The following is a 12,918-nucleotide window of genomic DNA, read 5'->3' as shown; positions in this document are numbered from 1 at the left end:
TTCCCACTTAGCCACGAATTAGGGGCCTTAGCTGTAGGTCCGGGTTGTTTCCCTCTCCACGACGGACGTTAGCACCCGCCGTGTGACTCCCGCATATTGCTTTCGGGTATTCGGAGTTTGGTTGGGTTTGGTAAGACGGTAAGTCCCCCTAGCCCATCCAGTGCTCTACCCCCCGAAGCATTCATGCGAGGCGATACCTAAATATCTTTCGCGGAGAACCAGCTATTTCCCAGTTTGATTGGCCTTTCACCCCTAACCACAAGTCATCGGAGTCTTTTTCAACAGACACCCGTTCGGTCCTCCAGTGAGTGTTACCTCACCTTCAACCTGCTCATGGCTAGATCACTAGGTTTCGGGTCTAATACAACGAACTTGACGCCCTATTCAGACTCGCTTTCGCTGCGCATACGCCTATCGGCTTAAGCTTGCTCGTTAAATTAAGTCGCTGGCCCATAATACAAAAGGTACGACGTCACCCAGAACGTATCTTGGGCTCCGTCTGTTTGTAGGTGTCCGGTTTCAGGTCTATTTCACTCCCCTCGTCGGGGTGCTTTTCACCTTTCCCTCACGGTACTGGTTCACTATCGGTCGCTGAGGAGTACTTAGGCTTGGAGGGTGGTCCCCCCGTGTTCAGACAGGATTACACGTGTCCCGCCTTACTCAAGGATACATCATCGCATTACCCGTACGGGGCTATCACCCTCTGAGGCCCTGCTTTCCTGACAGGTTCCGGTTGTCTTTGATGTATCACTGGCCTGGTCCGCGTTCGCTCGCCACTACTAACGGAGTCTCGATTGATGTCCTTTCCTCCAGGTACTTAGATGTTTCAGTTCCCTGGGTTCGCTTAAAACCTCCTATTTTATTCGGAGATTTCATACCTTCACTTGATAACTGGAAATCCAAAACCTCACGGCTTGGTCTCAAACATTGCTGCTCAAACCCCAAGATACGAGATCTTGGAGTTCCAGCTATCGAAGGTGGGTTTCCCCATTCGGAAATCCGTGGATCAAAGCTTCTTCGCAGCTCCCCACGGCTTATCGCAGCGTAGCACGTCCTTCATCGCCTCTCAGCGCCAAGGCATCCACCGAACACCCTTAAGGCACTTGATTGCTCTCATTATCAATGTCCACACACTCGGCAGAATGTTGTCCGTACAACTGCCTTGAGATCGAAACCTCAAAACACGCACCCTCGATGAATGCTATGTACGGCCGGACAATGATTAGAAAGACCAGCTTGCTTCGTAAGATCGAACCGATAGCGAGGCGGTCAAGCTTCGCTACAAAGATCATTTACAACTCAATCATCTTGCGATGAGCGAGCGCCGAAATGATCTGGAGATTAGGAATGAGATTCCGCAAAATTGCTTTTGCAGATCCCAAACTCGGATCGATCTCCTCTTTACGATGTCAGATATCACGCACGTCGCTGTCCATCCGGACTAACGCGTGCGAAGTGATGTTTCGCGGACGAATTCAAAGGCGCTTTGTTAGCAGGCCACTTTGTCGATCTTCAATTCCATCTGGTGGAGCCAGACGGGATCGAACCGACGACCTCATGCTTGCAAAGCACGCGCTCTCCCAGCTGAGCTATGGCCCCGTACCAGAAGACGAATGCTTTACGTCGATTATTGAGACGCAATGCGCTCGATCAAAGTGGTGGGCCTGGGAAGACTTGAACTTCCGACCTCACGCTTATCAAGCGCGCGCTCTAACCAACTGAGCTACAAGCCCCTAACACGAGAGGCCGCAATGGCGCGCAACCGACTCACGCCAGATGCATCGCACAAGCGCTAAGCCCCTGGCGCGTGTTCGTCCGCGAAGAAAGAGAAACGTAGACGGCGAAATCCCGCCAATGCAGCTCAACAATCCTGACGATCGTTGGCCACTGATGTTTCTAAAACGGTTCGATAGAAGCAAGCTTCTGAAGAACCATCCTTAGAAAGGAGGTGATCCAGCCGCAGGTTCCCCTACGGCTACCTTGTTACGACTTCACCCCAGTCGCTGACCCTACCGTGGCCGGCTGCCCCCTTTCGGTTAGCGCACCGTCTTCAGGTAAAACCAACTCCCATGGTGTGACGGGCGGTGTGTACAAGGCCCGGGAACGTATTCACCGTGGCGTGCTGATCCACGATTACTAGCGATTCCAACTTCATGGGCTCGAGTTGCAGAGCCCAATCCGAACTGAGACGGCTTTTTGAGATTTGCGAAGGGTCGCCCCTTAGCATCCCATTGTCACCGCCATTGTAGCACGTGTGTAGCCCAGCCCGTAAGGGCCATGAGGACTTGACGTCATCCCCACCTTCCTCGCGGCTTATCACCGGCAGTCTCCTTAGAGTGCTCAACTAAATGGTAGCAACTAAGGACGGGGGTTGCGCTCGTTGCGGGACTTAACCCAACATCTCACGACACGAGCTGACGACAGCCATGCAGCACCTGTCTCCGGTCCAGCCGAACTGAAGAACTCCATCTCTGGAGTCCGCGACCGGGATGTCAAGGGCTGGTAAGGTTCTGCGCGTTGCGTCGAATTAAACCACATGCTCCACCGCTTGTGCGGGCCCCCGTCAATTCCTTTGAGTTTTAATCTTGCGACCGTACTCCCCAGGCGGAATGCTTAAAGCGTTAGCTGCGCCACTAGTGAGTAAACCCACTAACGGCTGGCATTCATCGTTTACGGCGTGGACTACCAGGGTATCTAATCCTGTTTGCTCCCCACGCTTTCGTGCCTCAGCGTCAGTATCGGGCCAGTGAGCCGCCTTCGCCACTGGTGTTCTTGCGAATATCTACGAATTTCACCTCTACACTCGCAGTTCCACTCACCTCTCCCGAACTCAAGATCTTCAGTATCAAAGGCAGTTCTGGAGTTGAGCTCCAGGATTTCACCCCTGACTTAAAGACCCGCCTACGCACCCTTTACGCCCAGTGATTCCGAGCAACGCTAGCCCCCTTCGTATTACCGCGGCTGCTGGCACGAAGTTAGCCGGGGCTTATTCTTGCGGTACCGTCATTATCTTCCCGCACAAAAGAGCTTTACAACCCTAGGGCCTTCATCACTCACGCGGCATGGCTGGATCAGGCTTGCGCCCATTGTCCAATATTCCCCACTGCTGCCTCCCGTAGGAGTTTGGGCCGTGTCTCAGTCCCAATGTGGCTGATCATCCTCTCAGACCAGCTACTGATCGTCGCCTTGGTGAGCCATTACCTCACCAACTAGCTAATCAGACGCGGGCCGATCTTTCGGCGATAAATCTTTCCCCGTAAGGGCTTATCCGGTATTAGCACAAGTTTCCCTGTGTTGTTCCGAACCAAAAGGTACGTTCCCACGCGTTACTCACCCGTCTGCCGCTGACGTATTGCTACGCCCGCTCGACTTGCATGTGTTAAGCCTGCCGCCAGCGTTCGCTCTGAGCCAGGATCAAACTCTCAAGTTGGACTTGAAACTTTAAACCGGCTGATCACAACGTTTGACGAGGTCCCACCATATTTATCGCCTGCGATTCACATCGCTGACGACGATGGTGTAACCTATGTAAACGTGTACCGCCGAAGTCTTTCGTCCAGCCTCGAAAAATGAAAACCGAAGTTTTCAAGCATTCGAGACTACGCAAGGACTCCGCCGTCCACGTTTCTCTTTCTTCATCTTCACTTGTCAAACAGCCCGGGATCGCTTGGACCCCACCCCTCCATCTCTGGAAGGTTCCCGCACACCTCATCCGACGACAAATAACAACCGACTGTTATCGGCTGTTGAGTCACTCATCGTAATGAGGAGCTTACGGGGCGCGAAATGATGCGTTGGCCTCGGGGGCCAATGCATCGCCGCGCTCAGTGGCCGGGTTATAGGCCCGCCCGATCGGGGTTGTCAACGCCCATCGTCAACAAATTGTCGCATCACTCGCAAGTTTTTTGGGACGCCAAGAAGTCCCTATGTTTCGGGCCTTTGGCCGCACTTGAGCCACATTCCTGCGACGTTCTGACTATAAGGTATGCATTGAATCGCCGGTACCAGTGGGGGCTGTCGGCTTTCATCTACCTGGGACAGGCGGTCTCGAGGAACCCGTCGCCTTTCCCACGCGGCCAGGAAACTTCGAGAGATCTGCTCACCATTGACGTTCGAGTCTCCGGCCGGTTCTTCTTCCGGCCTCTGAGTTCCCGAATTTCCATGTGTGCGGCAACGCCATGCTCCGGGATCGCTCCCTCAAAAGGGCGGAAACGTGGGTCTGGATCGGGCGAGGGTCTTGTCGGATGTCGATGGAATTTGGGGGGACACAGGGTTGAGCCAGAAGGCGCCACGCGGGAGCGGCTATGGACGCGAGATCGGGATCATCGATCTCGGTCACGAGCCGCCACTTTCCGTCGATGGCTCCGAGGCTGCGGTGATCGATCGCCGCCGTGTCTCCGTACAATGGTTTAGCGGCACTATTCTGACCGGTCTGTGCGGCGCGGCCCTCATCGGCGGCGCCGTTTTTGCGTCGCTCGACGGCGAAATGACCTTTGCCAAGGTGCCGGAGCGCGTCGAAGGCGCGTTGCGCGGGGCGTTCAGCGCCAACGATCGCACCGCCAGCCTGCACAAAAGCGACCGCCTGCCCCCGCCCGGCGAATCCAGCGCCTCGCGCAACGTGCAGCGGGTATCGACCGTTACCCGGGTCGGCAACCGCGACGTGATGCGGGTGCGGCCGTTCGTCCGCATCTCCGGCAATCTGTCGATGACGACGAGCGATCTCAGCTCAAAAATCCCGCCGTTCAACGCCCAGCGCATGCTGACCGATGTCGGCACCACGACGCAGGCCGCTTCCGAGGATCCGAACAATCCCGAGGCCGTCGAACCCGATGCCGAGGTTTCCTTCGTTACCAAGGATCTCGCAACGGTGCTGCCGAAGGCGAAACTCGCCGCCGTGGTCGCACTCGACGAAGTCTTGATGCGGGTACGGGATGCCGCGAACTGGCGCGGCTCGGGCGGCGTCCGCTATACGTCGCTTACCAATGCCGCAGCCGACGCCAGCGGCGTGCAGTCCGATCTCAAGCTCGCCTACGCCACCGAAGGCAACGTCTCCGATCCCTATGCCGGCTTTGAAACCCGCGTGGTGCCGGAAAACGTCACGTTGCTGCCGAAGACCAAGGACCACATCACTGGCGGCAATCCGTCCGGCGAGCGCGTTCACGTTGTGAAGAAGGGCGACACGATCGCTTCGATCCTGCGCGATCTGGGCGCGACACCCGACGAAGCCAGGGCGGTTGCGTTGACCCTTGGCCCCCGCGGCCGCGACGGCGGCCTGAAGGAAGGCCAGAAGGTCCGCATCCTGATGGCGCCCTCGGGGCTCGGCCCCGCCGCCCGTCTACAGCCCTATCGCGTGATCGTCGCCAACGACACCACTGTCGAAGCCGTGGCCGCATTGTCGGACGTCGGCAGATACGTCGCCGTCGATGTGCAGAGCATGAATACCGTCGCCGAGGCCGCTACCGGCAAGGATGACGATGATGACGATGAGGATGACGGCAGCGGCGTCCGGCTTTACCAGAGCATCTACGAGACCGCCCTGCGCAACAAGGTGCCGGCCGCCGTGATCGAGGACATGGTCCGCATCTATTCCTACGACGTCGACTTCCAGCGCAAGGTGCAGCCGGGCGACTCCTTCGACGTATTCTTCGCCGGCGACGACGAAGGCACACCCACCACCGAAAAGACGGAAGTGCTGTTCGCTTCGCTCACTGTCGGCGGCGAGACCAAGAAATATTATCGGTTCCAGACGCCTGACGATTCCGTCGTCGACTTTTACGACGAGACCGGCAAGAGCGCGAAGAAGTTCCTGGTGCGTAAACCCGTCAACAACGCCATCATGCGTTCAGGCTTTGGCGGCCGCCGCCATCCGATCCTCGGCTATACCAAGATGCACACCGGCGTGGATTGGGCGACCCCGTACGGCACGCCGATTTTCGCCTCCGGCAACGGCGTGGTCGAGAAAGTCGGCTGGGAAGGCGGCTACGGCAAATATGTCCGCCTGAAACACAACAATGGCTATGAGACCGCCTATGGCCACATGTCGGCGTTTGCCAAGGGCATGGAGCCCGGCAAGCGCGTGCGCCAGGGCCAGGTGATCGGCTTCGTCGGATCGACGGGCATGTCGACCGGCGCCCATGTCCACTACGAAATCCTGGTCAACGGCCGCTTCGTCGATCCGATGCGTGTCAAGCTGCCGCGCGGCCGCTCGCTCGAAGGCGCGATGATGACGAGCTTCGAAAAAGAGCGCGACCGCCTCGATGTCCAGATGAACAACCGCGGCAGTGCGGCCCGCGTCTCCGAAGCCGCCGGCGCCGCGCCGCAGACGCGTCAAGTCAGCCGCTGAAGCTTCGATAATATCCTGGGAGCGGACACGGCTTCTTACGCCGCGTGTCGGATTTTATGGCACCGGCCGCGCGGGCGCCCGACAGTTTCGTTTGCCAAACCGCCCCCTGCGACAAATACTGCCTCCCATAAAAATCCGTGGAAGGAAGCGTCATGATGAGCAGGCTTGCACTCGCAACGACTGTTGCGGCGATCGTTCTTGGAAACACGTCCGGCGCGTCGGCGCAGACCTACGAGATTACCAAGCTGGTTCCGGGCTCGGCGTTTCATGGCGTGCACGGACTCGGGATCGACAAGTCAGGTCGCCTGTTCGCCGGCAGCGTCGCGGGTGCCGCGCTCTACGAGGTCGATCGCAATAACGGCACGGCGAAAATTGCGGTCCCCTCACCGGAAGGCATGTCCGACGACATTGCGTTTGCGCCTGACGGCACCATGGCGTGGACGGCCTTCCTCACCGGCGATCTCTATTCGCGCAAGGGCGACGGAGCAGTGAAGAAACTCGCCTCCGGCCTGCCCGGCATCAACTCACTCGCGTTCCGCAAGGACGGAAGGCTGTACGCGACGCAAGTGTTCCTCGGCGACGCGCTCTATGAGATCGATGTCGAGGGCGTGAAACCGCCACGCAAGATCATGGAGAAGATGGGCGGCCTCAACGGCTTCGAATTCGGACCGGACGACAAATTGTACGGCCCGCTGTGGTTCAAGGGCCAGGTCGTCAGGGTCGACGTCGACAAGGCCGAGCTCTCCGTGGTCGCCGACGGCTTCAAGGTACCGGCCGCTGTCAATTTCGATTCGAAGGGCAATCTTTTTGTGGTCGACACCGCGCTCGGCCAGTTGGTGCGGGTCGATCCGAAGACCGGCGCGAAGAAGATGGTCGCGCAGCTCAAGCCCTCGCTCGACAATCTCGCCATCGACGACAAGGACCGCATCTTCGTCTCCAACATGGCCGACAACGGCATTCAGGAGGTCGATCCGGAAACCGGCGCGGCCAAGCAGGTCATTAAGGGCAAGCTGGCGTTGCCCGGCGGCATCGGCGTCGTCTCCAACGGCGGCAAAGACACGATCTACGTCGCCGACGTGTTCGCTTACCGCACCGTGGACGGCGCGACCGGCGAGGTCTCCGAACCGGCCCGGATGCACGCCGACGGCGTGACGCTGGAATATCCGATGAGCGCCACCGCCAGCGGCGACGACGTGCTGCTGTCGAGCTGGTTCACCGGCACGGTGCAACTGATCGACCGCAAGACCGGCAAGACCAGGGAGATGCTGCATGGCTTCAAGGCGCCGCACGACGCGGTCAAGCTTGGCGACGGCAGCATTCTCGTCAACGAACTCGGCAGCAAATCGCTGGTCCGCGCCAGCGGCGAGCACGGCAAGGACCGCACCGTCGTCGTTGGCAACCTCGAAGGCCCGGTCGGCCTCGCCGCCGGATCGGGCGGCGCGGTCTATCTGACCGAAGCCTTTGCCGGCCAGGTGTCGAAGGTGGAAGCCAACGGCGAGAAAACCGTGGTCGCCAAGGATCTGAAGGGCCCCGAAGGCATCGCGCTGGCGCCTGACGGCAAACTGATCGTGGCCGAGGTCGGCGCCAAGCGGATTGTATCGATCGATCCGGCGAATGGTGCCATCACCGAGATTGTCGCCAACCTGCCGATCGGCCTGCCCGCCGCACCCGGCGGACTGCCGAGCAACATCCCGACCGGCGTCGGCGTCGGCGCGACGGGGGTGATCTACTTCTCGTCGGATATCGAGAACGCGATCTACAAGGTCACGAAAAAGTAGTCGCCGCGACCTGCGACTGCCGGAACTCCGGCCGCGGGCTCCGGTTGATGGTGCAGGACAAAACCGCCTCTGCCCGGCGCGGCGGGCGGCGTATGGCCGAGTGATGGAGGTCATCATGCAGCTTACGCGTGAGGACGTTGCCAAGGCCGTCGGCGGAGCCGACGACGTGACCATCGCCCAGATCATTGGAACCGGCGCGACCGTGGACGAACTCGCGGAAGCCCAGGCCTGGTTGGCCAATGACGAGCCGATGCTGAATGCCGGCAAACCGCTGGCAACGGGCCGCGTTCGCGAACTCGTCGACATCCTCTCGGAGCTTGATCCGAGCGAGGATGAAGACGAAAGGGGCGGCATCCCGGCCCCCGAGCAAACCTGACCGAACAATCCGGCGTTGGATGCACCCGCATCTCGCGGGATGCATCCAATCGCTTTCATGCCTGGCTCAGTTCAGCTTACGCTTTGGCACCGGCGCTTCGAACTGCGCAATCTCGGCGGTCTGCGCCGCCTTGCCGTTGAAGGTGAGCACGTTGCCTTCGCTCGAGATCGCGACGCGGTCGCCATCGGCGATTTCGCCGGCGAGGATCATCTCGGCCAGCGGGTCCTGCAGGTTGCGCTGGATCACCCGCTTCAGGGGACGTGCGCCGTAGGCGGGATCCCAACCCTTCGCGGCGAGCCAGTCACGGGCCGCGGCATCGAGCGTCAGCGTGATCTTGCGATCCTCCAGCAGCTTTTGCAGGCGAGCGAACTGGATCTCGACGATCCGGCCCATCTCGCTCTTCTGCAGGCGGTGGAACAGGATGATCTCGTCGACGCGGTTGAGGAATTCGGGCCGGAAATGCGCCCGCACCATCCCCATCACCTGCTCGCGCACCGCTGACGTATCCTCGCCTTCCGGCTGGTTGACCAAAAACTCCGAACCGAGGTTCGAGGTCATGATGATCAGCGTGTTGCGGAAGTCGACGGTGCGGCCCTGGCCATCGGTCAGGCGGCCGTCGTCGAGCACCTGCAGCAGCACGTTGAAGACATCGGGATGCGCCTTCTCGATCTCGTCGAACAGCACCACCTGATAGGGCCGCCGCCGCACCGCTTCGGTGAGCGCCCCACCCTCGTCATAGCCGACATAGCCGGGAGGCGCGCCGATCAGCCGCGACACCGAGTGCTTCTCCATGTACTCGGACATGTCGAGGCGGACCATCGCGGTCTCGTCGTTGAACAGATATTCCGCCAGCGCTTTCGTCAGCTCGGTCTTGCCGACGCCGGTGGGGCCTAAGAACATGAACGAGCCCATCGGGCGGTTCGGGTCCTGCAAGCCGGCGCGCGAACGGCGCACGGCGGTCGCTACCGCACGCACGGCTTCGGCCTGGCCGACCACGCGCTTGCCGAGCTGGCCCTCCATCTTCAGGAGCTTGTCCTTTTCGCCCTCCAGCATCTTGTCGACGGGAACGCCGGTCCAGCGCGACACCACCTGCGCGATGTGGTTGGCGGTCACCGCCTCTTCCATCATCTCGCCGGCATCTTCCTTGGCTTCGATGTCCGCCAGCTTCTTTTCCAATTCCGGAATCCGGCCATAGGCGAGCTCGCCCGCGCGCTGGAATTCACCGCGGCGTTGCGCGTTCGCCAGTTCGATGCGCAAGGCGTCGAGCTCACTTTTCAGCTTCTGCGCGTCGGAGAGCTTGTTCTTCTCCGCACTCCAGCGCGACGTCAGCGCGGCCGATTTGTCCTCGAGATCGGCCAGTTCCTTTTCCAGGGCCTGCAGGCGGCTCTTGGAGCCGATGTCGGTTTCCTTCTTCAGCGCTTCCTGCTCGATCTTCAGCCGGATGATTTCCCGATCCATCAAATCGAGCTCTTCGGGCTTGGAATCGACCTGCATCTTCAGCCTCGCCGCGGCCTCATCCATCAGGTCGATCGCCTTGTCGGGCAGGAAACGGTCGGTGATGTAGCGGTTCGACAGCGTGGTCGCGGCGACCAGCGCGGAATCCGTGATCCGCACGCCGTGGTGCTGCTCGTATTTGTCCTTCAGCCCGCGCAGGATCGAGATGGTGTCTTCGACCGTCGGCTCGGAGACGAACACCGGTTGAAAGCGTCGTGCCAGCGCGGCGTCCTTCTCGACATGCTTGCGGTATTCGTCGAGCGTGGTGGCGCCGATGCAATGCAGTTCGCCGCGCGCCAATGCGGGCTTCAGCAGGTTGGACGCGTCCATCGCGCCGTCAGCCTTGCCGGCGCCGACCAGGGTGTGCATCTCGTCGATGAACAGGATGATCGAGCCCTCGGCGGTGGTGACTTCCTGCAGCACGGCCTTCAGCCGCTCCTCGAACTCGCCGCGGTATTTGGCGCCCGCGATCAGGGCTCCCATGTCGAGCGACAGCAGCTTCTTGTCCTTCAGGCTTTCGGGCACGTCGCCGTTGAGGATGCGCAGCGCCAGGCCCTCGACGATGGCGGTCTTGCCGACGCCGGGCTCGCCGATCAGCACGGGATTGTTCTTGGTGCGGCGGGAGAGCACCTGGATGGTGCGGCGGATTTCCTCGTCGCGGCCGATCACCGGGTCGAGCTTGCCGTCGCGCGCGGCCTGCGTCAGGTCGCGGGCATATTTCTTCAGCGCGTCATAGGCATTTTCGGCCGTCGCGCTGTCGGCGGTCCGGCCCTTGCGCAGCGCTTCGATCGCCGAATTGAGGTTCTGCGGCGTGACGCCGCCCTTGCTGAGAATGCTGCCAGCCTCGCTGCCCTTCTCGAGCGTGAGGCCCAGCAGCAGCCGCTCGACCGTGACAAAGCCGTCGCCGGCCTTCTCGGCGGCCTTTTCCGCCGCACCGAAGGCGCGCGCCATATCGGGCGCAAGGTAGATCTGTCCAGCGCCGCTTCCCGAAACTTTCGGCAGCTTCTTCAGCGCATCCTCGGTAGCCTTGAGGATGGCGCGAGAGTTGCCGCCGGCGCGGTCGATCAGACCGCCGGCCAGCCCCTCGCTGTCATCAAGCAGTACCTTGAGCATATGCAGCGACGAGAACTGCTGGTGTCCGTCGCGCATGGCGAGCGATTGCGCAGACTGGACGAAGCCGCGCGCCCGCTCGGTGTATTTCTCAATATTCATCGATTTTATTTCCCTCGGCCTGCCGTCCCCACCCCTGAGGCATGATTACGGCATCTTCATTGGGTATCCGCGAACCGCACTGACATTTCTCAATCGGCCGCGGGTCGTCGCCCTGTTTTCAGGCTTGACGCAAATGTGGGCATCGCGGCGCAAAACGGAAGAGGCCCGGTCACAAATTCGGGAGCGGTGGCGTCGGCTGTGGGAATCCCTTAAGAAGCGGCATGCCTACCACCGCCCTTCCCGCCCGCATCGCCGGGATCTACCGCTACCCCGTCAAAGGCCTGACCCCTGAGCAGCTCAGGCGCACCGAACTGAGCCCCGGCCAGCCCCTTTTGGCCGACCGCCGCTACGCCATCGAAAACGGTCCCTCCGGTTTTGACCCGGCTGAGCCGAAATGGCTGCCGAAATTGCACTTCCTGATGCTAATGCGCGACGAATGGCTGGCCGGCCTGCGCACCCGGTTCGATGATGCGAGCAACGTCCTCTCGATTAACCACAACGGCCGGATCGTGGCCCAGGGCAATCTCGCAACGCCTGAGGGCCGGGCGGCGATCGAAAACTTCTTCGCCTCGGCTTTTCCCGACCTGATCAAGGGGCCGCCGAAAGTGCTCGAAAGCCCGGGCCACAGCTTTTCGGACGTCGCCCGCAAGGTCGTCTCCATCATCAATCTCGCCAGCGTCCGCGCCATCGAAAACTTGGTGGGCGCACCGGTCCATCCGCTGCGCTTCCGCGCCAACCTCTATGTCGAGGGCTGGCCGGCCTGGCACGAATTCGATTTGCTCGACCACACGCTGGCGGTCGACGACGTCAGGCTGAAGGTGGTGAAACGCATCGTCCGCTGCGCCGCCATCAATGTCGATCCGGATACGGCCCAGCGCGATCTCGCGATTCCGACGGCGCTGCAGCGCCGGCTCGGCCACGCCGATTGCGGGATCTATGCCGAGGTGATCACCGGCGGCACGATCAGCGCCGGCGATACGATCGCGGCGGAGCAGCCGGAGCTGCTTGAGCGGTAGGGTGGCCAAAGGCCTCTTGGCCGTGCCCACCATTCTCAATACCGACGCCGTTGGATTTCTGGTGGGCACGCTACGCTTTGCCCACCCTACGGGACCGATTGCTTCGCTGGTATCCAAACGCTCAAACACGCATCTCCGCATTCTCGCGACGCAGTTCGTAGGATGGGTGGAGCGAAGCGATACCCATCAACGCCGCTATGCACGGGCGATGGGTTTCGCTTCGCTCTACCCATCCTACTCAGATATGACATTGCGTTCTCGCGGCGCATTACGCCCGAGGTGTGCCTAGACGTTGTCCCTCAAACGAGAGGGAGCAGGGAATGCCGGGTGCTTGCTGCACCCGCGGTCTCGTGTGCAATGTGCACGAGGAAGTGCGCACACGAGCATACAGGTACAGCCGGAGCACTCCGGCATTCCCTGCGCAATGGGTTGACGGCTTATGCCGCGCTCTCCCTGGAGACGAATTCGTCTTGCCTCCATCGCTGCCGGCTTGATGGCTCAATCGATCCGGTTGGATCAAATTCGCCACCGGCAGCTTGGCACCAGCCACGGGTGTCGGGACCACACGGTTTTGCCGTACGCGTCAGCGCCGTACGTCCTGCGCGCCGGATATCGCTCACAAGATAAACCTGCCCTGCGACTCCGTCTGCGCGCCGGCGCTCTCGCGTCCACCGCATCCCATCCCGCGTTCGTGACGAT

5 protein-coding genes, 2 tRNA genes and 2 rRNA genes (1 of these 9 cut by a window edge) are annotated in these 12,918 nt (G+C 60.7%); 4 read left to right on the top strand and 5 right to left on the bottom strand.

Going from position 1 to position 12,918, the window contains the following annotated elements; genetic code table 11:
- The 4 genes from IVB22_RS10590 to IVB22_RS10575 all read right to left on the bottom strand — a co-directional run.
- Positions 1 to 1,109 (bottom strand): 23S ribosomal RNA (locus tag IVB22_RS10590) (it extends 1,737 nt beyond the left edge of the window).
- 414 nt (positions 1,110 to 1,523) lie between these two features.
- A tRNA-Ala gene (locus IVB22_RS10585) sits at positions 1,524 to 1,599 on the bottom strand.
- A gap of 57 nt (positions 1,600 to 1,656) precedes the next feature.
- Positions 1,657 to 1,733: transfer RNA gene (locus IVB22_RS10580), tRNA-Ile, on the bottom strand.
- 208 nt (positions 1,734 to 1,941) lie between these two features.
- Positions 1,942 to 3,430: ribosomal RNA gene (locus IVB22_RS10575) — 16S ribosomal RNA — on the bottom strand.
- The 16S and 23S rRNA genes sit together here with 2 tRNA genes alongside, the layout of an rRNA operon.
- Before the next feature lie 843 nt (positions 3,431 to 4,273).
- Here IVB22_RS10575 and IVB22_RS10570 point away from each other — a divergent pair.
- From IVB22_RS10570 to IVB22_RS10560, 3 genes are all read left to right on the top strand, one after another.
- Positions 4,274 to 6,343 carry a M23 family metallopeptidase gene (locus tag IVB22_RS10570; protein ID WP_247517269.1) on the top strand — a complete coding sequence of 690 codons (2,070 nt, stop codon included), beginning with the start codon at positions 4,274 to 4,276 and terminating at the stop codon, positions 6,341 to 6,343.
- Positions 6,344 to 6,495: 152 nt separating this feature from the next.
- Positions 6,496 to 8,121, top strand: a complete 1,626-nt coding sequence (locus IVB22_RS10565; RefSeq protein ID WP_247517268.1) for an SMP-30/gluconolactonase/LRE family protein — start codon at positions 6,496 to 6,498, stop codon at positions 8,119 to 8,121.
- A gap of 115 nt (positions 8,122 to 8,236) precedes the next feature.
- On the top strand, positions 8,237 to 8,497 hold the full coding sequence (locus IVB22_RS10560; RefSeq protein ID WP_247517267.1) for a hypothetical protein: 261 nt from the start codon (positions 8,237 to 8,239) through the stop codon (positions 8,495 to 8,497).
- 66 nt (positions 8,498 to 8,563) lie between these two features.
- Here IVB22_RS10560 and clpB read toward each other — a convergent pair whose 3' ends face one another.
- Entirely contained in the window at positions 8,564 to 11,203 is a 2,640-nt protein-coding gene (gene clpB, locus IVB22_RS10555; protein WP_247517266.1) for an ATP-dependent chaperone ClpB, read from the bottom strand.
- Between the two features lie 221 nt (positions 11,204 to 11,424).
- On the opposite strand from clpB, the gene IVB22_RS10550 reads away from it, so the two are divergent.
- On the top strand, positions 11,425 to 12,219 hold the full coding sequence (locus IVB22_RS10550; protein WP_247517265.1) for an MOSC domain-containing protein: 795 nt from the start codon (positions 11,425 to 11,427) through the stop codon (positions 12,217 to 12,219).
- The last annotated feature ends 699 nt before the right edge of the window (positions 12,220 to 12,918 follow it).

Source organism: Bradyrhizobium sp. 190, assembly GCF_023073415.1.
Lineage (GTDB): Bacteria > Pseudomonadota > Alphaproteobacteria > Rhizobiales > Xanthobacteraceae > Bradyrhizobium.
The sequence above is the reverse complement of the archived record's forward strand: the minus strand, read 5'-3'. Positions and strand labels throughout refer to the sequence as shown.